The following is a 24,823-nucleotide window of genomic DNA, read 5'->3' as shown; positions in this document are numbered from 1 at the left end:
TAATACGTTTTCCTCATTCAGAGTCAAGCGTTTATTTTCGCTTTTCTCTGCCGGCGTTCATCGCTGAACCCCGCTGACCCGGCGGCTTGTATTCCGTTGTTCCGTGTCAGTGGAGGCGCATTATAGGGAGTTATTCTGAGGCCGCAAGTATAAAGTAAAAATTTTTTATCAAGCGCCTACTTTCCAGGCAACTTGCTTTTTAAATAAACGACACAGCTTAATTACCAAACAAAAACGAGCCCCTTGGGGCTCGTTTTGCTGTTTTATATCTTACTGCACTGCGACGATTCGGTCTTCGTTCACTTCCAGACGAATGATTTTCCCTGGAACCAGTTCCCCGGACAGGAGCTGTTGTGCCAATGGGTTTTCAATCTGCTGCTGGATAGCCCGTTTCAAAGGTCGAGCACCATACACTGGATCGTAACCATTTTCGCTAAGCAGCTTCAGAGCATCGTCAGAGATGTGTATTTCATAGCCACGGTCTTCAAGACGTTTATATAAACGCTGCAACTGAATCTGAGCAATAGAAGCAATGTGTTTCTCACCCAGAGGGTGGAAGACCACGACTTCATCTATACGGTTAATGAATTCTGGACGGAAGCTGTGGCTCACAACGCCCATTACCAGATCTTTCATATGGCCGTAATCAAGTTCGCCGAATCGTTCCTGAATCAAATCAGAACCCAGGTTCGAAGTCATAATGATAACCGTATTACGGAAATCGACAGTTCTCCCCTGCCCATCCGTCAGTCGACCATCGTCCAATACCTGCAACAATATATTGAAGACATCCGGATGAGCCTTTTCCACTTCATCCAGCAGGATGACGGAATAAGGACGGCGGCGCACAGCTTCTGTCAGATAGCCGCCTTCTTCATAACCCACATATCCCGGAGGCGCCCCGACCAAACGCGAGACGGAATGTTTCTCCATAAACTCCGACATGTCGATACGCACCATCGCGTCATCGCTATCAAACATAAAGTTCGCCAGCGCTTTACACAGTTCCGTTTTACCTACCCCCGTAGGCCCAAGGAACAGGAACGAACCAATAGGACGATTTGGGTCAGACAACCCCGCGCGGCTACGGCGAATGGCATTCGATACCGCTTCGACAGCTTCATTCTGGCCAATCACGCGGTGATGGAGATCATGCTCCATACGCAGCAGTTTATCGCGTTCACCTTCGAGCATGCGGGCGACAGGAATACCGGTCCAACGCGCCAGCACATCGGCAATTTCGACATCGGTCACTTTGTTACGCAGCAGCCGCATCGTCTTACCTTCAGACTGCATGGCAAACTCGAGCTGTTTTTCCAGCTCAGGAATTTTGCCGTACTGCAGCTCTGACATCCGTCCCAGATCGCCTACGCGACGAGCTTGTTCAATTGCAATTTTCGCCTGCTCAAGTTCGGCCTTAATAGTCTGCGTTCCTGAAAGTGACGCTTTCTCCGCTTTCCACTCCTCTTCTAACTCGGAATACTGGCGCTCTTTGTCGTCCAGCTCCTCATTAAGCATATCAAGGCGTTTTTTACTCGCTTCATCAGACTCTTTCTTCAGCGCCTGCTGTTCCAGCTTGAGCTGAATGATTCGACGCTCCAGCCTGTCAAGCTCTTCCGGTTTCGAGTCTATCTGCATACGAATGCTGGATGCAGCTTCATCAATCAGGTCGATAGCTTTATCAGGCAGTTGTCTGTCGGCAATATAGCGATGCGACAACGTTGCCGCCGCGACAATCGCCGGGTCAGTAATTTGCACATGATGGTGCAGCTCATAGCGCTCTTTCAGGCCACGTAAAATAGCAATGGTGTCTTCAACTGTCGGCTCGGCGACAAACACTTTCTGGAAACGACGCTCAAGCGCGGCATCTTTCTCTATATACTGTCGGTACTCGTCAAGCGTGGTGGCACCCACGCAGTGCAATTCACCGCGCGCCAGAGCGGGTTTGAGCATATTGCCCGCATCCATAGCGCCATCGGCTTTACCTGCCCCGACCATTGTGTGCAATTCATCGATGAACAGAATGACATTGCCTTCCTGTTTAGACAGATCGTTCAGAACCCCTTTCAGACGCTCTTCAAATTCACCGCGGTATTTTGCACCGGCCACCAGCGAGCCCATGTCCAGCGCTAAAACACGCCGACCTTTCAAGCCCTCTGGCACTTCACCATTAACAATTCGCTGCGCCAAACCTTCGACGATAGCGGTTTTACCCACACCTGGCTCACCGATCAGCACCGGGTTATTTTTGGTGCGGCGTTGCAGCACCTGGATGGTTCGACGGATCTCTTCATCGCGACCAATGACCGGATCGAGTTTGCCCTGCTCGGCACGTTCGGTCAGATCAATGGTAAATTTCTTCAAAGCCTGACGTTGGTCTTCGGCTCCCTGGTCGTTCACGCTATCACCTCCACGCATTTGATCAATCGCCTGACTCACGTTGGCGGTTGTGGCTCCGGCCGATTTCAACAGATCGGTCAGGGTGCCGCGTGATTCAAGCGCAGCCAGAACGAAGAGTTCTGACGAAATAAAGTTGTCCCCACGTTTTTGCGCCAGCTTGTCGCAAAGATTCAGTACACGCACCAGGTCCTGTGATGGCTGAACGTCACCACCGGTGCCTTCTACCTGCGGCAAACGACCGATTGCCTGATCGATGGCGGTGCGTAGCTGGCCAGCATTAATGCCAGCAGACGTGAGTAAAGGACGTACCGATCCCCCTTCCTGATTCAGCAAGGCGCTCATTAAATGAAGAGGTTCGATAAATTGGTTGTCGCGCCCCAGTGCGAGTGACTGGGCGTCGGCGAGAGCAAGCTGGAATTTATTGGTAAGACGATCCAGACGCATAACTCCTCCCATAACAGGTCAAATTTGCTACTGGAGATTAAATGAGGTCATCCCTCAATTATTCAAGGTTAATGACCTGAATTATGCGAAAAGAAAACGGCGCGTGCCGGATCGTCTTGATTCTATAGGTTATATCAGCCAAATGAAACTTGCCATACGACCAGTGGTGTTGTCGCGACGATAAGAGAAAAAATCACCCTTTTCTGTGAAGGTGCACCGATCGCCGCCGAAGATGTGCGTGATGCCGACATTGTTTAAACGCTGGCGAGCCAGTTGATAAATATCAGCCAGAAATTTATCCCCTTTTACCTTAAACGCACTCGCCGCCTGCGCATCTTCTGCGATGAAAGCGTCGCGCACTTCAGGGCCGACTTCAAAGGCCTGTGGACCGATTGCCGGACCAAGCCAGGCAATCATGTTCTCCGGACGATCCGCAAAACATGCCACGGTCTCTTCCAGAACACCAGCACACAGCCCACGCCATCCGGCATGCGCTGCTGCAACTTCTGTACCGGCTTGATTGCACAACAGAACAGGCAAACAGTCGGCAGTCATAACGGCACAAACTGTCCCGGGAGTATTGCTGTAGCAAGCATCCGCACGTTTTGAGGTATAGGGCTCGCCCGTTAACTTCAATACGTCAGTGCCATGCACCTGCTCAAGCCAAACCGGTTTTGAAGGCAGATGCCCCGCCGCAAACATCCGCTTGCGGTTTTCGTCAACATGGTCAAGGTTATCGCCGCAGTGCGCACCTAAATTCAGTGACTCCCACGCATTCTGACTCACGCCGCCGATTCGGGTAGAACTACAGGCAGCCACACCTTTAGGTAGTGGCCACGCCGGGACAATCAGTTTGGTCATAACCAGTCCACTTTATCCTTATGCTCTTCAAAATCTGCACGCATCGCTTCGATGAGCTCGACCATGTCCTGAGGAATAGGCGCATGCCATTCCATTTCAATGCCTGTAATCGGGTGATAGAGGCGCAGCATAGTGGCGTGTAAAGCCTGACGATCAAATTTACGCAGGGTGCTGATAAATTCTTCAGAAGCGCCTTTAGGTGGACGCGGGCGTCCGCCATAAACCTGATCACCCACCAGCGGATGCGTAATGTGCGACATGTGCACACGGATCTGGTGAGTACGGCCCGTTTCCAGACGCAAACGCAAACGCGTATGAATGCGGAAATGTTCCATAATGCGGTAATGCGTTACCGCGGGTTTCCCCATCGGATGCACTGACATGTGCGTGCGTTTGGTCGGATGACGGCTGATCGGTTCTTCTACCGTACCGCCTGAGGTCATGTGACCAATCGCGACCGCTTCATATTCACGGGTGATTTCACGCAGCTGCAACGATTCCACCAAGCGCGTTTGCGCCGGAACGGTTTTTGCGACGACCATCAAACCGGTTGTGTCTTTATCCAGACGATGCACGATGCCTGCACGAGGCACATCGGTAATCGGTGGATAGTAGTGGAGCAGCGCATTCAGCACTGTACCATCAGGATTACCCGCTCCCGGGTGGACAACCAGGCCGCGAGGCTTGTTGATCACCAGAATGTCATCATCTTCATAGACGATGGTAAGCGGGATATCTTGTGCTTCAAAACGGACTTCTTCATCGATTTCAGCATTGATGGCGACCACTTCCCCACCTAACACTTTCTCTTTTGGCGTGTCCCAAACTTTGCCGTTGACCATCACTCGTTGGTCAAGAATCCATTCTTTTATGCGTGAACGCGAATAATCAGGGAACATTTCGGCCAAAGCTTGATCTAAGCGTTGACCGAGCTGATTTTCGGAGACTGTTGCGGTGAGTTCTACTCGTTGTGCCATAGACTGCTTCTTCGTTTAACGTTGGGTTTTACGGCTTTGCCGTATAATATAGTGTGCTATTGTAGCTGGTCTTAATCGGGAGCAGGAAAGAGATTCTCCCGGACAAACATTTGAGGAAAGTCAAAACGTCATGACGCGCATGAAATATCTGGTGGCAGCGGCCACGTTGAGCCTGGCTTTGGTGGGCTGCTCCGGTTCAAATGAACAGGTCCCTGACAATCCGCCGAATGAAATCTATGCGACTGCTCAGCAAAAACTCCAGGACGGTAACTGGAAACAGGCCATAACGCAACTGGAAGCGCTGGATAATCGTTATCCATTTGGTCCTTATTCCCAGCAGGTACAGTTAGATCTTATCTACGCCTACTATAAAAATGCCGATCTGCCGCTGGCTCAGGCAACGATCGATCGCTTCATGCGTCTGAACCCGACTCATCCGAACATTGATTATGTCATGTATATGCGTGGCCTAACCAACATGGCGCTGGATGACAGCGCTCTGCAAGGTTTCTTCGGTGTGGATCGTTCTGACCGCGACCCGCAGCACGCGCGCGATGCCTTCAACGATTTCTCAAAACTGGTACGCGGCTATCCAAACAGCCAGTACACCACCGATGCGACCAAGCGTCTGGTGTTCCTGAAAGATCGTCTGGCTAAGTATGAATACTCCGTTGCCGAATACTATACCCGCCGTGGTGCATGGGTGGCAGTCGTGAACCGCGTAGAAGGAATGTTGCGTGATTATCCTGACACTCAGGCGACCCGCGACGGACTGAAGCTGATGGAAAATGCCTATCGCCAGATGCAGATGAACGCTCAGGCAGAAAAAGTAGCGATGATCATTGCCGCGAACAGCAACAATACCTAATTGCTTTACGCTATGTAAAACGGCAGCCCATGGGCTGCCGTTTTTTTATTCATTTCATCGCTTGCTGGGGCGCTATAGCCCCGACCAATCCTATCAACTATGGCTGCAAATCCGCACTTCGACAAGGAAAAAAACGCGTCTTCCTGTCGAGGCTCACAAAAAAGGTTCCCTGACAAAAAGTGACAAAAATACGTGATTTAGATCACACATTTTGACATTGGGAAAGGTATGCTGGAATCACTAAGACGGAAAGACAAGAGGTAACTTTTATGACAATGAACATTACCAGTAAACAAATGGAAATTACTCCGGCAATCCGCCAGCACGTCGCAGACCGTCTCGCCAAACTGGATAAATGGCAAACACACCTGATTAACCCGCATATCATTCTGTCTAAGGAACCGAAGGGTTTCACCGCTGATGCAACTATCAATACACCTAACGGCCATCTGGTCGCCAGCGCTAAACACGAAGATATGTATACGGCTATCAACGATTTGATCAACAAGCTGGAACGGCAGCTCAATAAAGTGCAACACAAAGGCGAAGCCCGTCGCGCCGCTACATCGGTGAAAGACGCAAGCTTAGCGGAAGAAGTTGAAGAAGAGTAATCCTTTAAATTGAGTGTACCGCCAACGCGCCTTCGGGCGCGTTTTTTATTGACAGAATGAAAACAGTACGGGTACTTTAGAGCTATCACTCACAGGATGAATTCATGAAATATACCCCGTTTTTCTTCGCATTCTTTTTTACCTTCCCCTGAATGGGAGGCGTTTCGTCGTGTGATAAAGAATGCGAAGACGAACAACAAGGCCTCCCAAACCGGGAGGCCTTTTTTATGATAACAATAAACGAAATAGGCAACGCTATGACATCGGAAAACCCGTTACTGGATCTGCGAGTAAAAATCAGCGCGCTGGACGAGAAACTACTGGCGCTGCTGGCCGAACGCCGTGCGCTTGCAGTTGAAGTGGGTAAAGCCAAGCTGGATTCCCACCGCCCGGTGCGAGACATCGATCGCGAGCGCGATTTGCTGGAACGCCTGATTCAGCTTGGTAAAGCTCATCATCTGGATGCTCACTACATCACTCGCCTTTTTCAGCTCATCATCGAAGATTCCGTTCTCACCCAGCAGGCGTTGCTGCAACAGCATTTGAATCAAACCAATCCGCACTCAGCGCGCGTGGCCTTCCTCGGGCCAAAAGGATCGTATTCCCATCTTGCAGCGCGCCAGTATGCGGCACGTCATTTCGAAGAATTCATTGAAAGCGGCTGCGCAAAATTCGCCGATATCTTTAATCAGGTCGAAACCGGGCAAGCTGATTACGCCGTCGTCCCGATTGAAAACACCAGCTCCGGCGCGATTAACGATGTCTACGACCTGCTCCAGCACACCAGTCTGTCGCTGGTTGGCGAGCTGAATATCCCTATTGACCATTGCGTTCTGGTTTCGGGTTCAACCGATCTCAGCCAGGTCAACACGGTTTATAGCCACCCGCAGCCATTCCAGCAGTGCAGTCAGTTCCTGAACCGTTACCCGAACTGGAAAATTGAGTACACCGAGAGCACCTCGGCAGCGATGGAGAAAGTCGCGCAGGCTAATTCGCCGACCGTTGCAGCGTTGGGCAGTGAAGCCGGTGGTGCGCTGTACGGCCTGCAGGTACTGGAGCGAAACCTGGCAAATCAAACGCAAAACATCACCCGCTTCGTGGTCCTGGCGCGCAAAGCCATTAACGTATCCGAACAGGTGCCCGCCAAAACAACGTTGCTTATGGCAACGGGTCAGCAGGCCGGTGCGTTGGTAGAAGCGCTGCTGGTTCTGCGGAATCACAATCTGATCATGACCAAGCTAGAGTCCCGCCCAATCAACGGTAATCCGTGGGAAGAGATGTTTTATCTCGATATCCAGGCCAACCTGGAGTCCGCTTCCATGCAGAAAGCCCTGCGTGAATTGGGTGAAATCACCCGTTCAATGAAGGTATTGGGCTGCTATCCAGGCGAAAACGTGGTACCGGTCGATCCGGTTTAACGTTCGACGAACGGGCTTTTCTTCATTCCTGCCACGTTAACTGGCAGGGTGAAGATCGCACCAGAAAGCGGATATTTAGCCACTTCTTCAGCGTCCATATTTTCTCGCGTCGTCGTGATAAACAGCGTTTTCATGTCATCACCGCCAAAGCAAACCATCGTCGGACAACGCACCGGCAGTCGGTATTCTTCCAGTTGTTCACCCTGCGGTGAAAAACGCGCAATACGCCAGCCATCAAACAGTGCGCTCCAGTAGCCCCCTTCAACGTCCATCGCCGCACCGTCAGGCATGCCCTCCCCCTTTTCAAACCGGCGAAAATCTTTACGCATTCCCGGCTCGCCATGTTCATTTAAGGGCGTACGGTAAATCACGCTATTTGGCGTATCCGAGGTAAACATCCATTGGTGGTCCGGGCTAAACGCCAGGCCGTTATGCCCGTGAATATCACACTGAATAACTTTAGGCGTCAGGTCGTTTTCAATGCGCATCAGCATGGCGCCGTTATAATCGCCAGGCCCCCAGAATGTGCCCGCGTAAAAACGTCCACGATGATCGGTACCACCGTCGTTAAAACGTGCTAGCTGAGGATTGGAAGGGTTATCGCAGACTTTACGCTGGAGCAAACCGTGTTTGTCGGTAAGCCAGATAGCGTTACGCATTGCCACGATAAAACCGCCCTTCTCGCGTAATGCAAAGCACCCGACTTCTTCGTGGAAAGAGAGAACAGAGTGAGCAGCCGACGGGAGATGATACCGATGAATCTCCCCTTCCAGAATATCCGCCCAGTAGAGCGCATTCTCGCCCTCACTCCAGGTCGGGCATTCAGGTAAATGCCCGGTGTAATCAAACAGAACGTGCGGTTCAACCATGACCCATCCCCAAAAATGAAAAAAGCCAGCTAAGCTGGCTTTCAGTATATACATCACTGGGCTACTGGCGACTATCATTCGCCTGGCGCAACAGAGTACGGCTTTCATTCTGGAAACGTTTCGCGTGATCCCCAAACCAGTGCTCGACCTTGCGGAAACTGTCGATAAACGCCTGCTTGTTGCCTTGTTCCAGTAATGCGATAGCCTCACCAAAACGCTGGTAATAACGTTTGATCAGCGCCAGATTATTCTCTGACGACATAATAATATCCGCGTAGAGTTGCGGATCCTGCGCAAACAGACGCCCCACCATCGCCAGTTCAAGACGGTAGATGGGTGACGAAAGCGCCAACAGTTGCTCAAGCTGAACGTTTTCTTCCGCCAGATGCAAACCATAGGCAAAGGTCGCAAAGTGGCGCAGTGCCTGAATAAACGCCATGTTCTGATCGTGTTCAACAGCACTGATGCGATGTAAACGCGCGCCCCATACCTGAATCTGTTCCAGGAACCACTGATAGGCTTCGGGCTGACGACCATCACAGTACACGACCACCTGCTTCGCCAGACTGCCGCTATCCGGGCCAAACATTGGGTGTAACCCCAATACCGGGCCTTTGTGCGCCGTCAGCATCGCCTGGAGTGGACCATTTTTCACCGACGCCAGATCAACCAGAATGCAGTCATCCGGTAACGGTGGGAGCTTCGCAATAATCTGCTCAGTGACATGAATCGGCACGCTGACGATAACCATGCCCGCATCAGCCATCAAATCTGTCGCGCGTGCCCAATCCTCTTTTTCAAAAATGCGCACCTGATAACCAGAAAGCGTCAGCATTTTTTCGAACAGACGGCCCATCTGTCCGCCGCCGCCCACAATTACCACTGGGCGCAATGACGGACACAGGGTTTTAAATCCTTTGTCGTTCTCGCTGGAGTAGGATTCACGCATCACGCGACGCAGTACATCTTCAATCAAATCAGGGGAAACCCCCATGGACTGCGCTTCATCGCGTCGGGACGCCAGCATTGACGCTTCACGCTCCGGCACATAAATCGGCAAACCGTATTTGCTTTTCACTTCACCGACTTCAGCGACCAGCGACATGCGGCGTGCCAGAAGATCCAGCAGCGCCTTGTCGACTTCATCAATTTGATCGCGCAGTGCGGTCAATTCTGCAACCATAAAAACCTCTTAAGCCAGACGCGTCGCCAGTTGACCGTTCAAATCTTTGTGGATCTCACGCAGCAAAGCGTCTGTCGCTTCCCAACTGATACAGGCGTCCGTAACGGATACACCGTGTTTCATGGCACTGCGCGGCTGTTCAGACGACTGATTACCTTCATGGATATTGCTCTCAATCATCAGACCAATAATAGAACGGTTACCATCTTTAATTTGGGCGACCACGGATTCCGCAACCGCAGGCTGGCGACGGTAATCTTTGTTCGAATTACCATGGCTGCAATCTACCATCAGAGCCGGACGCAGTCCCGCCTGTTCCATCTCTTTTTCACACTGCGCCACATCCGCAGGGCTGTAGTTCGGTGCTTTACCGCCGCGCAAAATCACATGTCCATCAGGGTTACCCTGAGTTTGCAGCAGGCAAACCTGGCCGGCCTGGTTAATCCCGACAAAACGGTGCGGCATAGCAGCGGCACGCATGGCGTTGATGGCGGTGGCCAGACTGCCATCGGTGCCATTTTTAAAACCGACCGGCATCGACAGGCCAGAAGCCATCTCGCGGTGAGTTTGTGATTCGGTTGTACGTGCACCAATCGCAGACCAGCTAAACAGATCGCCGAGGTATTGCGGGCTATTAGGATCGAGCGCTTCAGTCGCCAGTGGCAGCCCCATGCTGACCAGTTCAACCAGCAGATGACGCGCAATCTTCAGGCCGGATTCAACATCAAACGAACCATCCATATGCGGGTCATTGATCAACCCCTTCCAGCCCACGGTGGTACGAGGTTTTTCAAAATAGACGCGCATGACCAGGTAGAGGCTATCGCTGACCTCTTCGGCTAACACTTTAAATCGACGAGCATATTCAATCGCAGTTTCAGGATCGTGAATCGAGCAAGGGCCGCACACCACCAGCAGGCGCGGATCGCGACCAGCAATGATGTCAGAGATGGTCTGGCGCGACTGCTCGATTTGCGCTTCTTGCTCAGAACTCAGTGGGAATTCCAGCTTTAACTGATCCGGAGTGATCAAAACTTGTTCGTCGGTAATATGTACGTTGTTCAGCGCGTCTTTTTGCATGATGGCGATCCTGTAATGCTCGTTTGCGATAGTGTTTTCCTCGATGAGGTGAGCTCACAATACCATACGCAGTAAAGATTTCAATCCAAATTCCGTAAATTTTAATTTACACTATGCATTTTATAGCAAAATAACCCCGCCATTATCGTAAACATAAAATTACAGTTAAACTTCTCAACGCCAGGCTATGCTGAACAAAAAGGAGAATACTATGCGCCCACTGGTTTTCGCCCTGCTGGCACTGCTTTTGACAGGCTGTCAAATCAATCCCTACACCTTCCAGCCAGACTGGACCGGCACCAGCTGGTTTACTGCCGGCAAAGAAGATGCCATGAATGGTGCGTCGGTAAAAAGCAATGAAACGCTCACCGATAGCTTTAACGATCCCGATGTGAATCGTAGTGAATATCTGCGTGGTTATGCAGATGGCCAGAAAAGAATATGTACTGAAGACTTTGTCTATGCGTGGGGTCTCTCGGGGAAAATATTCCCCGCCAGTTGCGATACAGCAGAAAATGCGGATTTATTGCGTAAATCCTGGCAAAAAGGAATGGATGAAGGTTTGCGAGCCTCCAGGCTTAATTGACCTTATCGCATAGCGGTTGCATTCGAATTTTGCTTTAGATTTTACTTAAGTCCCGTGAACAACAATTTCACATAATGACGACTCACGTAAAAAATGATAGTCTGCGGATAATATTGAGAGATATATATTCCAGAGCGGTGCGGCGGTTTCAGATGAGACATTATTTTGCGATCTCTTTATGCCAACTGACACTGGCGCTAATACTTCTGACGGTCGGAGGGAAAACTCTCGCCGCAGCGCAAACGCCGACGGATAAATCGGTCCGCGCGATCGTCTCTGGAATCGTCAGTTATACCCGCTGGCCCTCGCTTTCCGGCCAGCCCAAGCTCTGTATTTTTGCCTCTTCACACTATACACAGGCGCTCAGTAAAAGTGGGGCCGTACCTTTACCTTATAGCCCGCTGATTGTTCATAGTGAATCTGAAGCACTTGATGCCACTTGCGATGCTATTTATTTTGGTAACGAATCACCCGCAAGCCAGCTTGAATTAATAAACCGTTATCAGGGAAGAGCGCTGCTATTAATCGCCGAACAAAATTCTGAATGCGTTATTGGCAGCGCATTTTGCCTGATAATTAATGAAGACGCAGTACGATTTTCTATAAATCTGGATGCACTATCCCGTAGTGGTGTCAGGGTCAATCCAGAAGTGTTAATGCTTGCCCGGAATAAGAAGTATGAATAAGGAATTCACTTCAACGTCACGCCCGACATTTAAAAGAACGTTAAGACGCATCAGTATGATTAGCGTCGTTATCACTATGACCCTGATATGGCTATTATTATCTATTGCCTCGGTCGTCACGCTAAAACAATATGCGCAAAAAAATCTCGAATTAACCAGCGCCACAATGAGCCGCAGTCTTGAGGCTTCGCTGGTGTTTAACGACGCGACAGCTGCCACTGAAACGCTTGCGATGTTGGGCAAACAGGGGCAGTTCGCCGTAGCCGAAGTGCTCGACGGACAGGGTAAACGTTTTGCGCACTGGTCGTGGAATCCCGACGATAATCCTGATGCGCTAGGGACTCTTGTCAGCCGCTGGCTGTTCCCCACACCCGCGATTCAGCCCGTCTTACATAACGGTCATGCTATTGGTGAAGTGCGTATTACTGCGCGCGACAGCCTGATCAGCCACTTTATCTGGATGTCTTTCGCCGTCCTGACCGGGTGTATTCTTATCGCTGCCTTTGTCGCCCTGTCCATCACGCAGTCTCTGCACAACGGAATAGTGAACGCGCTACAAAACATCACTGATGTTGTGCATGACGTTAAATCGAATCGCAACTTTTCGCGTCGGGTGGAAGAAGAGCGAATTGAAGAATTTCATCGCTTCGGCCAGGACTTTAATAGCCTGCTCGATGAAATGGAAGAGTGGCAACTTAAGCTACAGGCGAGGAATGCGCAGTTGATGCGAACCGCGATGCATGACCCCCTGACCGGTCTCGCCAATCGTGCCGCCTTCCGCAACAGCATTGCGGCGCTGATGAAAGACGCCTCTGCGCAAACCAACTCCGCTCTGCTGTTCCTTGATGGCGATGACTTTAAGCTTATTAACGACACATGGGGTCATGCGGCCGGAGATTGTGTGTTGATTGAAGTGGCGAACCGCATGGTTGAGTTTGGCGCGAAACGTCATCAATCGTACCGCCTTGGCGGAGATGAATTTGCCATGATTCTGTACGGCGTCCATTCGGCAACAGACGTCCAACAACTTTGTGCTGCCCTTTCGCAGCAATTCCTCCGTCCGTACGATCTTCATAACGGGCACACTGCAAACATGTCACTCAGCATTGGCTTTGCTCTAACGTGGGAAAATACCTCAGTAGAGGCATTACTGGAGCAAGCCGACCGTAATATGTATCTGGTGAAAAACCAGCGCACAAAAATAATATCTTAAAAAGGAATACGCTATGTTCAGGCGATATCTCGCTCCGGTTTTATTAGCATCAACTATTCTGGCGGGCTGTCATGCCCCCCATCAGGGAAAATTTACGCCAGAACAAGTCGCTGCGATGAAGTCTTACGGCTTCAATGAAATGAACGGTGACTGGTCACTCGGTCTCTCTGACAAAATTTTGTTCGGCAAAAATGAGTCGCAACTCAGAGCCGAAAGCGAGCAACAAATTCAGTCGATGGCCTCACACCTGGCGGGAACGGGCTTGACGCACGCCCGGATGGATGGACATACCGACAACTACGGTGAAGAGAGTTACAACCAATCCTTGTCGTTAAAGCGGGCAAACGTGGTGGCTGATGCCTGGGCTAAAGGGGCAAATATCCCGCGCAGCAATCTCACTACGCAGGGATTAGGCAAAAAATACCCGGTCGCCAGCAATAGCACTTCACAAGGACGCGCTGAAAACCGCCGTGTTGCGGTGGTGATCAGCACGCCTTAACCGATTACTTTGCTGATTCAGCCAGTGATAACGTCGACTGCGCGCGCCAGCGCAACCAGTCAATGACCACAAAGAGCAGCAGACTGCATCCCATCACTGGCATTGCCAGCCCCAACGCCATGCTGATCATGAGCGAGACAATCCGTCCGCTCACTGGCAACGCCATCCAGCACTGACAAAGGGTCAATACGGGGTTGCTTGCCGACTGCGTTGGGCGTCGCATCCACCACATTCGATATCCCCAGGCAATCAACACGCACAGAGCGATACCGAAAGCGATCAGCACCAGCTGATTTACCAGCCCAAAGAGAATCCCCATGTGGAAATCAACACCCCAGCGGGTCAGTTTCGCCATGAGCGGGAAATCCGCAAAACGGGTGCGATCCAGGATCTGCATGGAATGCGGATCAATAGCGACCGCATCCACCTGCGTTGGCCAGCCACGATCGATCTCCGTCACGGTCCACGCCCGATCGGCCATTTTTGCCGGTCGGATCTCCAGCTTGCTGGCATCAATGCCCGCTGATCTTGCGGCATTCAGAACGTTGTCGAAAAGCGTCAGATCCATTGCCATCTCAGACATCATCATCGCACTGTAATGCCCGTGATGTTCGGCATGAGGATCAACCTCTTCCGCCGGTCCCTGCAGTTTGGTATTGACCTGAGGCGTTAACCAATTCATTTCAGAGCGCAATTTATCAACGTTTCCTCCCGCCCATTGAGACCAGGTCAGCCCGGTGGCGGAAAACAGCAGCATGCCACCCAACAGCACCCAACCTAACGTCACATGCACGCGACGGCGGTTCTGAAATCGATTATTGATGCGCCGTTTTGGGCGAGTGTAAGACCACAGTGCAATACCTCCCAACGCGGCAATCCACATCCATGACGCTGCCAGCTCGCTGTATAAACGGCCAACATCACCCAGCATCAGTGATCTGTGCAGATAGTCGATAGTCTGGCGTAGCGGCAGAATCCCACTGGTTCCATACACTGTCATATCGCCACGGACCGCAAGACTTACGGGATCAACAAAAATAGCCCGATGCTCTGACGGCCCCAGCTGCGGATCGGTAAACATCACACGAGTGGTTTCACCGCTGACCAAACCGGGACGTACGGCGTGAAGACGTAAGTCGTTACCTACCGCTTTCTCGGCCACCACAATTTGCTCAGCCAAAGACTGCGATTCACCAGACGTTTCTCCGTACAATGCATGCTTGTACATATAGCTCTCAAGCTGCGGCGTAGCGACGTACAAGGTTCCGGTCAGCGCGGCAAAGAAGATAAACGGGCCGACAAATAGCCCAATGTAAAAATGCAGGCGACGCAGCAGGTTTCCCCATGCTGCGCGCGGAGTACAGGTGGTCATACTTTTCCTTTGTGCAGGTAAAAAGTTATCGGCATACCCAATCAGGTGTGCGTTTTATTTTTAACGGGAAAAAGCAGTCCACCGCGGCGGCGCGCGCGTATCAGGATACAACCAGGGGAAGTAGTGCCAGTGGCTCACCACCGGGCGTGGTGGCTTTATGCTAAGTCTTTGCAGAACGGCACTCAGCACCACCACCAGGGCTAAAATCATGCCTGGAACGTGCGCCATCAGCACACAATACCCGCACGCCTCCGCATGATCGACTGGCATTGAGTGCGGGGTATCACCATGATGATCGTCCATCGGCATAGCATTCATATCGTGATGCATGCCAGGCATGGTGCTCATGGGATCTTTTTGCAGCGAGATAGAGATAAGAGGAGCAACCACAATCAGCAGGATCGCAAACAGCGCGGTCCAGGCCGCTGCGCGTTTCAAGGCTGAATGATACAGTGCGTTATCCAATTGCCCTCCAGTGAAGAGGGAGCATTGTAAATGATTTATGAAAGGATGGTTAACATCGTGAGTTCATTTACATAAAAAAGGGCCGACCTTTCGGCCAGCCCCTTTATCAGGATGTCGCTTAAGCGAATCTTAGCCAAGACGCTCTTTGATACGAGCAGACTTACCAGTACGCTCACGCAGGTAGTACAGTTTAGCTTTACGTACAGCACCACGGCGTTTAACAGAAATGCTGTCAATTACTGGAGAGTGAGTCTGGAAGACACGCTCAACACCTTCGCCGTTAGAAATTTTACGAACAGTGAATGCAGAGTGCAGACCGCGGTTACGAATAGCGATAACCACGCCCTCGAATGCCTGCAGACGTTTTTTGGTACCTTCAACAACCCATACTTTCACTTCCACGGAATCACCCGGACGGAATGAAGGTACGTCCTGCTTCATCTGCTCTTGTTCAATTTGCTTAATAATGTTGCTCATAATTTAATCTCTTATCCTGGGTAAACTGATATTTGGGGGCTTACGCCATCCCATCATGTTTATGCTGCTGGTGCGCGTGTTCTTTTTTGAACTCGGCCAGCAACTTTGCTTGCTCTTCAGTCAGAGCCAGGTTTTCCAGAAGTTCAGGTCTTCTAAGCCAGGTGCGGCCCAGCGACTGCTTCAAACGCCAGCGACGTATCTCGGCATGGTTACCTGACAGTAATACCGCCGGTACCTCCATCCCTTCTAACACTTCAGGACGAGTATAGTGTGGACAGTCCAGCAACCCGTCGGCAAAAGAATCTTCTGTTGCCGATGCTTCATGGCCCAGTACACCCGGAATAAACCGGGCTACAGAGTCAATCAGCGTCATTGCCGGTAGCTCACCACCGCTGAGAACGTAATCGCCGATAGACCATTCTTCGTCAATCTCGGTCTGAATTACGCGCTCATCTATGCCCTCATAGCGACCACAGACCAGAATCAGTTTCTGATTCGTCGCCAGTTCGCTCACGCCCGCTTGATCAAGCTTGCGTCCCTGAGGTGACAGATAAATCACCTTTGCGCCTTCACCTGCCGCGGCTTTTGCTGTATGAATCGCGTCCCGTAAGGGTTGCACCATCATTAACATCCCCGGTCCGCCGCCGTAAGGACGTTCGTCCACGGTACGGTGCCGGTCATGCGCGAAGTCACGAGGACTCCAGCTCTGGATGTTCAGCAGGCCTTTTTTTACTGCCCGGCCAGTTACCCCGTAATCAGTAATCGCGCGGAACATTTCAGGAAACAGGCTGATAATGCCAATCCACATAGCGCCGTCTTTTACCGTTTATCCGGAGAATTTAAAAACCAGGATCCCAATCTACTTCAATCGTACGAGTAGTGAGATCGACTTTCTTGATAACCTGTCCATCGAGGAACGGAACCAACCGCTCCTTGATGCCAAATGCATCTTTCAGGTTTGCCTTAATGACGAGAACGTCATTTGAGCCCGTTTCCATCATATCAATGACTTTACCGAGCTCGTATCCTTCCGTGGTTACTACCTGGCAACCCATAAGGTCTTTCCAGTAGTAGCCATCGTCAAGCTTTGGCAACTGCGATGAATCAACGACAATTTCGCAATTCGTCAGGAGATTCGCAGCATCGCGATCTTCAACGCCTTTCAGCTTGATCACGATATCCTGATTGTGGCGACGCCAGCTTTCCAGCTCGACCTCTTCCCACTTACCGCCTTTCTGGATAAACCAGGGCTGGTAATCAAAAATGCTTTCAGCGTCTTCAGTGGAGGAAAACACTCTGAGCCAACCACGGATACCGTAGCAAGAACCCATTTTTCCCAATACGATCGGTTCAACAGGTGCTTTATTGCTCATCATGACCACCGTGACAGATTAAGCTGCTTTGTTTGCTGCTTTGATCAGCGCAGCAACGCGGTCGGAAACAGTCGCGCCCAGGCCAACCCAGTGAGCGACACGATCCAGATCCAGACGAGTTTCTTCTTCTGCACCGCTAGCCAGCGGGTTGAAGAAACCAACGCGCTCGATGAAGCGACCGTTGCGTGCATTACGGCTGTCAGTAACAACAACCTGGTAGAACGGACGCTTTTTCGCGCCGTGACGTGCTAAACGAATAGTTACCATAACATCCTCTTGTGTGAATAAAACACTGGGCCCCATCGAGGAACGGAGCCCAGTGTCATATTAAAAGCCCGAAAATTTTACTGATTTCTGGGGAAAATGCAATCAGCATCTTGATACTGAGCATTAAACACGATTTATCTGCCAGGGAATCCTGGAGGCATCATCCCTTTCATCCCACGCATCATTTTCGCCATACCGCCCTTCTTCATTTTCTTCATCATGCGCTGCATGTCGTCGAACTGTTTCAGAAGACGGTTAACGTCCTGCACCTGCATACCGCAACCGGCAGCAATACGGCGTTTGCGTGAGCCTTTAATGATTTCTGGTTTTGCGCGCTCTTTCAGCGTCATCGAGTTGATGATAGCTTCCATACGCACCAGCACTTTGTCATCCATCTGCGCTTTCACGTTGTCAGGAATCTGACCCATACCCGGCAGCTTGCCCATCAGGCTCGCCATGCCGCCCATGTTTTTCATCTGACGCAGCTGTTCCAGGAAGTCGGTCAAATCAAAACCGTCACCTTTTTTCAGCTTGCTCGCGAGCTTCTCAGCCTGCGCGCGGTCAACCTTGCTCTCGATATCTTCGATAAGCGACAGCACGTCGCCCATACCGAGAATACGTGACGCAATACGGTCCGGGTGGAAAGGTTCCAGCGCTTCGGTCTTTTCACCCACGCCGAGGAACTTAATCGGCTTACCGGTGATATGACGAATTGAGAGCGCCGCACCGCCGCGGGCGTCGCCGTCCACTTTGGTCAGGACAACGCCGGTCAGCGGCAGCGCTTCGTTAAACGCTTTTGCGGTATTTGCCGCATCCTGGCCCGTCATGGCGTCGACAACAAACAGGGTTTCTACCGGATTGATCGCGGCATGAACCTGTTTGATTTCATCCATCATCGCTTCATCAACGTGCAAACGACCGGCGGTATCCACCAGCAGCACGTCGTAAAACTTCAGTTTGGCTTCTTTCAACGCGGCATTAACGATATCAACCGGTTTTTGCGCCACATCGGACGGGAAGAAATCGACCTCAACCTGTTGCGCCAGCGTTTCTAGCTGTTTGATCGCCGCAGGGCGGTAAACGTCGGCAGAAACAACCAGCACTTTCTTTTTGTGCTTTTCGCGCAGGAATTTACCCAGCTTACCGACGCTGGTGGTTTTACCCGCACCCTGCAAACCGGCCATCAGAACCACAGCTGGCGGTTGCGCGGCCAGGTTCAGAACCTGGTTTTCTTCGCCCATCGCCGCAACCAGCTCGTTGCGTACGATTTTGACGAACTCCTGACCTGGGGTCAGGCTCTTATTCACTTCATGACCAACCGCTTTTTCTTTCACACGATTGATGAATTCACGCACGACCGGCAGCGCCACGTCGGCTTCGAGTAACGCCATACGCACTTCGCGCAGCGTCTCTTTAACATTGTCTTCGGTAAGTCGTCCACGGCCGCTGATGTTGCGCAGCGAGCGCGACAAACGATCGGTTAAATTATCAAACATTGTCTCTCGCCTGATGTAGAAACGTTGGGTCGCCACAGCGACACATACACAGAATTTTGCCGGAGTATAACATGAAGGCGTCTTTGTTGTTATGCAACGGTTGGAGCACGCGTCACGTAACGTTATACTGCTTATCTTTCTTATTCAGACAACTGTCGACGCCTATATGCCTGTTTTCGCACTGATCGCCCTTGTTGCCTACTCTTTCAGCCTTGCGCTGATCATTCCTGGCCTGTTGCAAAAAAACAGCGGCTGGCGACGGATGGCTATTTTGTCGGCGGTGATCGCACTGGTAAGCCATGCGTTTGCCCTGGAATCGCGTATTATTCCAGGCGACGGCAGCGTCCAAAATTTGAGCGTGCTGAACGTCGGTTCGCTGGTGAGCCTGATGATTTGTACGGTGATGACCATTGTCGCCTCTAAAAATCGCGGGTGGCTGTTACTGCCGATTGTCTATGCCTTCGCGCTCATCAATCTGGCTTTCGCGACTTTCGTGCCAAACGAGTTCATCACGCATCTGGAAACCACACCCGGCATGATGGTGCACATCGGGCTGTCATTATTCTCCTACGCAACGCTGATTATTGCCGCATTGTATGCAATGCAATTGGCGTGGATTGACTACCAGCTAAAAAACAAAAAGCTGGTATTTAACCAGGAAATGCCACCGCTGATGGTGATAGAGCGCAAGATGTTTCACATCACGCAGATTGGCGTGGTGCTGCTAACGCTGACGCTGTGTACCGGTTTGTTTTATATGCAGAATTTATTCAGCGTTGAGAACATCGATAAAGCCGTGCTCTCTATCATCGCGTGGTTTGTTTATGTTGTCCTGTTATGGGGCCATTATCACAAGGGCTGGCGCGGTCGTCGCGTCGTCTGGTTTAACGTCGCAGGCGCTGGCATTTTGACCCTGGCCTATTTCGGTAGCCGCGTCATACAGCAGTTCGTCAGCTAAGCAACAAAGGAGTTCCCCCTGGAACACATCTCAACCACCACGCTGATCGTTACGCTGATCGTCATGGTGGTCATCTCCGCCTACTTCTCTGGCTCGGAAACCGGCATGATGACGCTAAACCGCTACCGGTTACGTCATCGCGCTAAACAAGGTAACCGCGCCGCCCGCCGCGTTGAAAAGCTGCTACGCAAGCCTGATCGCCTGATTAGCCTGGTCTTGATCGGTAATAACCTGGTCAACATTCTGGCTTCTGCGCTGGGCACCATCGTCGGGATGCGTCTTTATGGCAACGCAGGTGTGGCAATTGCCACCGGCGTACTGACGTTCGTGGTGCTGGTTTTCGCCGAAGTACTGCCAAAAACCATCGCCGCGCTCTATCCCGAAAAGGTGGCCTATCCAAGCAGCTTTCTGTTGGGACCGTTGCTGATCCTGATGATGCCGCTGGTCTGGTTGCTCAATAAAGTGACGCGTCTGCTGATGCGCTTAATGGGCATTAAAGCGGATGTCACCATCAGCAGCGCACTCAGCAAAGACGAACTGCGCACGCTTGTGAATGAATCACGCTCGCAAATTTCCCGCCGTCACCAGGACATGCTGCTCTCGGTACTGGATCTGGAAAAGATCAGCGTCGACGACATCATGGTCCCGCGCAATGAAATTGTCGGTATCGACATCAACGATGACTGGAAAGCGATTGTCCGCCAACTCACGCACTCTCCTCACGGACGCATCGTTCTTTATCGAGATTCGCTGGATGACGCCATCAGCATGCTGCGCGTGCGTGAAGCCTGGCGACTCATGCAAGAAAAGAAAGAGTTCACCAAAGAGGTGATGCTGCGTGCGGCTGATGAAATTTATGTCATACCGGAAGGTACGCCGCTCAGTACCCAACTGGTCAAATTCCAGCGAAATAAAAAGAAAGCGGGCCTGGTCGTAAATGAATATGGCGATATTCAGGGGCTGGTTACCGTGGAAGACATTCTGGAAGAAATCGTTGGTGATTTTACAACGTCCATGTCGCCGTCACTGGCAGAAGAAGTCACGCCGCAAAACGACGGTTCGGTGCTGATTGATGGCAGCACCAACGTTCGTGAGCTAAATAAAGCGTTTAACTGGCACCTACCGGAAGAGGACGCGCGCACGATTAACGGTATGATTCTGGAAGTGCTGGAAGAGATCCCCGCTGCCGGAACGCGCGTGCGTATCAGCCAGTACGATATTGATATTCTGGATGTGCAGGAAAATATGATTAAGCAGGTGAAAGTCATTCCGGTTAAACCGCTGCGGGACAGCGTCGCAGAATGAGAAATCCCCTCTCCGTCGGAGAGGGGAGAACGGATTAGCCCTTCGCTTTCGCGACAGTGACCATGGCAGCACGAATTGTGCGACCATTCAGCGTATAGCCTTTCTGCATCACAGCCAGCACGTTACCGGCAGCAACGTCTTCTGACTCAACCATCGCAATGGCCTGGTGAACGTTCGGATCCAGTGCAACGTCAATCTCAGCAACCACTTCAACGCCGAACTTACGCACCACATCCAGCATGGATTTCAGCGTCAGCTCAAGACCTTCAACCATCGCCGTCATATCCGGATTCGCTTTGTCTGCCACTTCCAGGGCGCGATCCAGGCTATCAATCACCGGCAACAGCTCATTGACGAATTTCTCCAGCGCAAATTTATGCGCTTTCTCAACGTCGAGCTCGGTACGGCGACGCAGGTTTTCCATTTCGGCTTTAACACGCAGCACACCTTCGCGCTCGCGATTCTGCGCTTCAGTTAACTGAGCTTCCAGATTCGCAATTTTTTCATCGCGCGGGTCCACCTGCTCAGCAGACGCGTCCGGCTCTACAGCCTCAACTTCATCGTGCTGTTCCGTGATAATTTCTTCAGGGGCTTGCCCCTCAGGCGTTTTCTGTTCTTTACTACTCATGAATTTCTCCGCGTTTTTTCTGCATTCATCTCGCTAACTTCGCTTATTATGGGGATCAGTTTCCGGGATTCAAGGGAACAAAGCACATTGTCACCATCATTCGGCACAAGGACCTCCAGAAAATGAATAATCATTTCAAGTGTATTGGGATTGTCGGACATCCACGTCATCCAACCGCGCTGACGACACATGAAATGCTGTATCGCTGGCTGTGCGCGAAAGGTTATGAGGTGATGGTTGAGCAGCAAATTGCCAAGGAATTACAGCTCAAAAATGTGAAAACCGGCACGCTGGCGGAAATCGGACAACAGGCCGATCTCGCGGTCGTGGTCGGCGGTGACGGCAACATGCTGGGGGCCGCCCGAACGCTGGCGCGCTATGATATTAAGGTTATTGGTATCAATCGCGGTAACCTGGGTTTTCTGACCGATCTCGACCCTGACAATGCCCATCAACAACTTGCTGATGTACTTGATGGTCATTATATCAGCGAAAAACGCTTTCTGCTGGAAGCGCAGGTCTGTCAGCAAGACTGCCAGAAGCGCATCAGCACGGCGATTAATGAAGTTGTGCTGCACCCTGGCAAAGTCGCACACATGATTGAATTCGAGGTCTATATCGACGAAGTTTTCGCCTTTTCGCAGCGTTCTGATGGGTTAATTATTTCGACCCCGACAGGCTCAACGGCGTATTCCCTTTCTGCGGGCGGACCGATTCTGACTCCGTCGCTGGACGCGATCACGTTAGTCCCCATGTTCCCGCACACGCTCTCTGCTCGCCCACTGGTGATTAACAGCAGCAGCACTATTCGACTGCGCTTTTCACATCGCCGTAACGATCTCGAAATTAGCTGCGACAGCCAGATTGCCCTGCCTATCCAGGAAGGGGAAGACGTATTAATCCGTCGTTGCGACTACCACTTGAATCTGATCCACCCAAAAGACTACAGTTATTTCAATACATTAAGCTCAAAACTTGGCTGGTCGAAAAAATTGTTCTAATTTTTGCATCCAGTACTTTACTGTATAAAAAACCAGTTTATACTGTATGAAAATACAGTTATGGTTTTTCATACAGGAAAACAATTATGCTGGCACAACTGACCATCAGCAACTTCGCCATTGTTCGTGAACTTGAGATCGACTTCCTGAGCGGAATGACGGCTATTACCGGTGAAACCGGTGCAGGTAAATCTATTGCCATTGATGCGCTCGGCTTGTGCCTTGGCGGTCGTGCCGAAGGCGATATCGTCCGCTCAGGCGCAAACCGCGCTGATCTCTGCGCGCGTTTCTCCCTTAAAGACACGCCTGCCGCCCTGCGCTGGCTTGAAGCGAACCAGCTTGAAGATGGACGTGAGTGTTTACTTCGCCGCGTAATCAGCAACGATGGTCGTTCTCGCGGCTTTATCAACGGTACTGCGGTTCCGCTTTCCCAACTTCGGGAACTGGGCCAGTTGCTGATCCAAATCCACGGTCAACACGCCCATCAGCAATTGATTAAACCTGAACAGCAAAAGTCCCTTCTCGACGGCTATGCAGGTGAGTATGCGCTCACTCAACTGATGGCTGAGCACTATCGTCAGTGGCACCAAAGCTGCCGTGAGCTGGCCCAGCACCAACAGCAAAGCCAGGAACGTTTAGCGCGTGCCGAACTGCTGGAGTATCAGCTCAAAGAACTCAATGAATTTCAGCCGCAGTTGGGCGAATTCGAACAAATCGACGAAGAGTACAAACGGCTGGCGAACAGCGGCCACCTGATTTCAACCAGCCAGCAAGCTTTAAATCTGCTGGCCGATGGGGAAGACGTCAACCTGCAAAGCCAGCTGTATAGCGTTCGCCAACAGGTGACTGAGTTAGTGGGGCTGGACAGTAAACTCTCAAGCGTAATGGAAATGCTTGAAGAAGCGGCGATTCAGATTTCTGAAGCCAGTGAAGAGCTGCGCCATTATTGTGAGCGTCTGGATCTCGATCCGAATCGTTTGTTTGAACTTGAACAACGCATTTCAAAACAGATTTCTCTGGCACGTAAACACCACGTCACCCCGGAAGAGTTACCCAATTACCATCAGTCTTTACTGGATGAGCAACAGCAGCTTGACGATCAAGCCGACTCTCTGGAAACCCTTTCGCTGGCAGCGAATATTCACCATCAGCAGGCGCTGGCCACAGCGAAGCAGCTTCATGAGGTACGCCAGCAGTACGCTCAGGAATTGAGTCAGCACATTACCGAGAGCATGCACGTATTATCGATGCCACACGGCGTCTTTGCGATCGACGTTAAATTTGAAGAACAGCATCTCACCGCCGAAGGTGCAGATCGCGTTGAGTTCCGCGTAACGACAAACCCAGGGCAGCCTTTGCAGGCGATCTCGAAAGTGGCATCAGGCGGTGAGCTTTCCCGTATCGCTCTGGCCATCCAGGTGATTACTGCACGTAAAATGGAAACGCCTGCACTCATTTTCGATGAAGTGGATGTCGGGATCAGCGGCCCAACCGCTGCCGTTGTGGGTAAATTGCTACGCCAGTTGGGTGAATCCACCCAAGTGATGTGCGTCACTCACCTTCCGCAGGTGGCTGGTTGTGGGCATCATCATTTCTTTGTGAGTAAAGAAACGGATGGCGAAATGACAGAAACCCATATGCAGCCGCTTGATAAACGTGCGCGTCTCCAGGAGCTGGCACGACTGCTGGGCGGTAGCGAAGTCACACGAAATACGCTCGCAAACGCCAAAGAACTGCTGGCTGCATAAACTTTTTCGGGATCTCAGGGTCATACAGAACAACAAAA

The 24,823-nt window shown here is 51.3% G+C and carries 26 protein-coding genes and 1 other annotated feature; of the genes, 12 read left to right on the top strand and 14 right to left on the bottom strand.

Translation table 11 applies throughout. The features are described 5' to 3' along the window. Positions 1–270 precede the first annotated feature (270 nt). The 3 genes from clpB to rluD all read right to left on the bottom strand — a co-directional run bounded on the left by clpB (position 271) and on the right by rluD (position 4,682). Entirely contained in the window at positions 271–2,844 is a 2,574-nt protein-coding gene (gene clpB, locus ACKI5T_RS11415; RefSeq protein WP_407437477.1) for an ATP-dependent chaperone ClpB, read from the bottom strand. A gap of 129 nt (positions 2,845–2,973) precedes the next feature. Further along, complete coding sequence (yfiH, locus tag ACKI5T_RS11410; protein WP_407437475.1) at positions 2,974–3,705, bottom strand: purine nucleoside phosphorylase YfiH; 732 nt, start codon at positions 3,703–3,705, stop codon at positions 2,974–2,976. Beyond that, the gene (gene rluD, locus ACKI5T_RS11405; protein WP_015960068.1) at positions 3,702–4,682 is read right to left on the bottom strand and encodes a 23S rRNA pseudouridine(1911/1915/1917) synthase RluD; all 981 of its coding nucleotides are present in this window, start codon (positions 4,680–4,682) and stop codon (positions 3,702–3,704) included. The genes yfiH and rluD overlap by 4 nt, the downstream gene beginning before the upstream one ends. Before the next feature lie 130 nt (positions 4,683–4,812). Between rluD and bamD the strand changes: the two genes are divergently transcribed. From bamD to pheA, 4 genes are all read left to right on the top strand, one after another. Further along, positions 4,813–5,550, top strand: a complete 738-nt coding sequence (gene bamD, locus ACKI5T_RS11400; protein ID WP_407437474.1) for an outer membrane protein assembly factor BamD — start codon at positions 4,813–4,815, stop codon at positions 5,548–5,550. A 269-nt stretch (positions 5,551–5,819) separates the two neighbouring features. Continuing rightward, positions 5,820–6,161: a ribosome-associated translation inhibitor RaiA gene (raiA, locus tag ACKI5T_RS11395; protein WP_015960070.1), complete on the top strand. Its 342-nt coding sequence runs from the start codon at positions 5,820–5,822 to the stop codon at positions 6,159–6,161. Between the two features lie 103 nt (positions 6,162–6,264). After that, positions 6,265–6,390, top strand: a sequence feature (Phe leader region). Continuing rightward, positions 6,266–6,313 (top strand): pheA operon leader peptide PheL, encoded by a 48-nt coding sequence (pheL, locus tag ACKI5T_RS11390; protein ID WP_106379811.1) that lies wholly within the window; start codon positions 6,266–6,268, stop codon positions 6,311–6,313. Its footprint overlaps the feature before it by 48 nt. A gap of 28 nt (positions 6,391–6,418) precedes the next feature. Then, positions 6,419–7,579, top strand: a complete 1,161-nt coding sequence (gene pheA, locus ACKI5T_RS11385) for a bifunctional chorismate mutase/prephenate dehydratase (RefSeq protein ID WP_407437471.1) — start codon at positions 6,419–6,421, stop codon at positions 7,577–7,579. Here the strand turns inward: pheA and ACKI5T_RS11380 are convergent. From ACKI5T_RS11380 to aroF, 3 genes are all read right to left on the bottom strand, one after another. Beyond that, positions 7,576–8,448 carry an SMP-30/gluconolactonase/LRE family protein gene (locus tag ACKI5T_RS11380; RefSeq protein WP_407437469.1) on the bottom strand — a complete coding sequence of 291 codons (873 nt, stop codon included), beginning with the start codon at positions 8,446–8,448 and terminating at the stop codon, positions 7,576–7,578. The two genes, pheA and ACKI5T_RS11380, sit on opposite strands and share 4 nt — an antisense overlap. A 61-nt stretch (positions 8,449–8,509) precedes the next feature. Then, a complete protein-coding gene (tyrA, locus tag ACKI5T_RS11375) occupies positions 8,510–9,631 on the bottom strand; it encodes a bifunctional chorismate mutase/prephenate dehydrogenase (RefSeq protein ID WP_235133871.1) in 1,122 nt (373 codons plus the stop codon). 9 nt (positions 9,632–9,640) lie between these two features. Beyond that, a complete protein-coding gene (aroF, locus tag ACKI5T_RS11370; protein ID WP_133631150.1) occupies positions 9,641–10,711 on the bottom strand; it encodes a 3-deoxy-7-phosphoheptulonate synthase AroF in 1,071 nt (356 codons plus the stop codon). A gap of 211 nt (positions 10,712–10,922) precedes the next feature. Here aroF and ACKI5T_RS11365 point away from each other — a divergent pair, with 211 nt between their 5' ends. The 4 genes from ACKI5T_RS11365 (at position 10,923) to ACKI5T_RS11350 (ending at position 13,695) form a co-directional block, all read left to right on the top strand. Then, a complete protein-coding gene (locus ACKI5T_RS11365) occupies positions 10,923–11,297 on the top strand; it encodes a DUF2799 domain-containing protein (protein ID WP_407437467.1) in 375 nt (124 codons plus the stop codon). A 152-nt stretch (positions 11,298–11,449) separates the two neighbouring features. Beyond that, positions 11,450–11,983: a YfiR family protein gene (locus ACKI5T_RS11360; RefSeq protein WP_407437465.1), complete on the top strand. Its 534-nt coding sequence runs from the start codon at positions 11,450–11,452 to the stop codon at positions 11,981–11,983. Next, entirely contained in the window at positions 11,976–13,196 is a 1,221-nt protein-coding gene (gene dgcN / locus ACKI5T_RS11355; RefSeq protein WP_407437463.1) for a diguanylate cyclase DgcN, read from the top strand. Before ACKI5T_RS11360 ends, dgcN begins: the two co-directional genes overlap by 8 nt. Before the next feature lie 13 nt (positions 13,197–13,209). Further along, positions 13,210–13,695: an OmpA family protein gene (locus tag ACKI5T_RS11350; RefSeq protein WP_407437462.1), complete on the top strand. Its 486-nt coding sequence runs from the start codon at positions 13,210–13,212 to the stop codon at positions 13,693–13,695. A 4-nt stretch (positions 13,696–13,699) separates the two neighbouring features. Here the strand turns inward: ACKI5T_RS11350 and ACKI5T_RS11345 are convergent, their stop codons facing one another. From ACKI5T_RS11345 to ffh, 7 genes are all read right to left on the bottom strand, one after another. Beyond that, entirely contained in the window at positions 13,700–15,067 is a 1,368-nt protein-coding gene (locus tag ACKI5T_RS11345) for a PepSY-associated TM helix domain-containing protein (protein ID WP_407437460.1), read from the bottom strand. Positions 15,068–15,127: 60 nt separating this feature from the next. Next, on the bottom strand, positions 15,128–15,532 hold the full coding sequence (locus ACKI5T_RS11340) for a DUF2946 domain-containing protein (protein ID WP_407437458.1): 405 nt from the start codon (positions 15,530–15,532) through the stop codon (positions 15,128–15,130). 129 nt (positions 15,533–15,661) lie between these two features. Beyond that, on the bottom strand, positions 15,662–16,009 hold the full coding sequence (rplS, locus tag ACKI5T_RS11335) for a 50S ribosomal protein L19 (protein WP_015960081.1): 348 nt from the start codon (positions 16,007–16,009) through the stop codon (positions 15,662–15,664). Positions 16,010–16,049: 40 nt separating this feature from the next. After that, on the bottom strand, positions 16,050–16,817 hold the full coding sequence (gene trmD, locus ACKI5T_RS11330) for a tRNA (guanosine(37)-N1)-methyltransferase TrmD (protein WP_015960082.1): 768 nt from the start codon (positions 16,815–16,817) through the stop codon (positions 16,050–16,052). A gap of 31 nt (positions 16,818–16,848) precedes the next feature. Beyond that, positions 16,849–17,385 carry a ribosome maturation factor RimM gene (gene rimM / locus ACKI5T_RS11325; protein ID WP_041689496.1) on the bottom strand — a complete coding sequence of 179 codons (537 nt, stop codon included), beginning with the start codon at positions 17,383–17,385 and terminating at the stop codon, positions 16,849–16,851. A gap of 15 nt (positions 17,386–17,400) precedes the next feature. Further along, positions 17,401–17,649, bottom strand: coding sequence for a 30S ribosomal protein S16 (gene rpsP / locus ACKI5T_RS11320; RefSeq protein ID WP_059177789.1), 249 nt, complete (start codon positions 17,647–17,649; stop codon positions 17,401–17,403). A 134-nt stretch (positions 17,650–17,783) separates the two neighbouring features. Beyond that, positions 17,784–19,145: a signal recognition particle protein gene (ffh, locus tag ACKI5T_RS11315; protein WP_015960085.1), complete on the bottom strand. Its 1,362-nt coding sequence runs from the start codon at positions 19,143–19,145 to the stop codon at positions 17,784–17,786. A 166-nt stretch (positions 19,146–19,311) separates the two neighbouring features. Between ffh and ACKI5T_RS11310 the strand changes: the two genes are divergently transcribed. Next, positions 19,312–20,103, top strand: a complete 792-nt coding sequence (locus ACKI5T_RS11310) for an inner membrane protein YpjD (RefSeq protein ID WP_041689707.1) — start codon at positions 19,312–19,314, stop codon at positions 20,101–20,103. Positions 20,104–20,121: 18 nt separating this feature from the next. After that, positions 20,122–21,408 carry an HlyC/CorC family transporter gene (locus ACKI5T_RS11305; RefSeq protein ID WP_071818762.1) on the top strand — a complete coding sequence of 429 codons (1,287 nt, stop codon included), beginning with the start codon at positions 20,122–20,124 and terminating at the stop codon, positions 21,406–21,408. Positions 21,409–21,442: 34 nt separating this feature from the next. On the opposite strand, the gene grpE is transcribed toward ACKI5T_RS11305, so the two are convergent. Continuing rightward, positions 21,443–22,036, bottom strand: a complete 594-nt coding sequence (gene grpE / locus ACKI5T_RS11300; protein ID WP_407437455.1) for a nucleotide exchange factor GrpE — start codon at positions 22,034–22,036, stop codon at positions 21,443–21,445. Positions 22,037–22,158: 122 nt separating this feature from the next. Here grpE and nadK point away from each other — a divergent pair, with 122 nt between their 5' ends. Together nadK and recN are read left to right on the top strand one after the other, a co-directional pair. Next, entirely contained in the window at positions 22,159–23,037 is an 879-nt protein-coding gene (nadK, locus tag ACKI5T_RS11295; RefSeq protein WP_407437454.1) for an NAD(+) kinase, read from the top strand. Between the two features lie 86 nt (positions 23,038–23,123). Beyond that, positions 23,124–24,785, top strand: a complete 1,662-nt coding sequence (gene recN / locus ACKI5T_RS11290; RefSeq protein WP_407437453.1) for a DNA repair protein RecN — start codon at positions 23,124–23,126, stop codon at positions 24,783–24,785. Positions 24,786–24,823: the final 38 nt, after the last annotated feature.

Origin of the sequence: Lelliottia sp. (genome assembly GCF_045627565.1) — a bacterium.
In the GTDB taxonomy this organism is placed as follows: domain Bacteria; phylum Pseudomonadota; class Gammaproteobacteria; order Enterobacterales; family Enterobacteriaceae; genus Enterobacter.
Note: the sequence above shows the minus strand (reverse complement) of the source record. Positions and strands in the feature narration are given on the sequence as shown.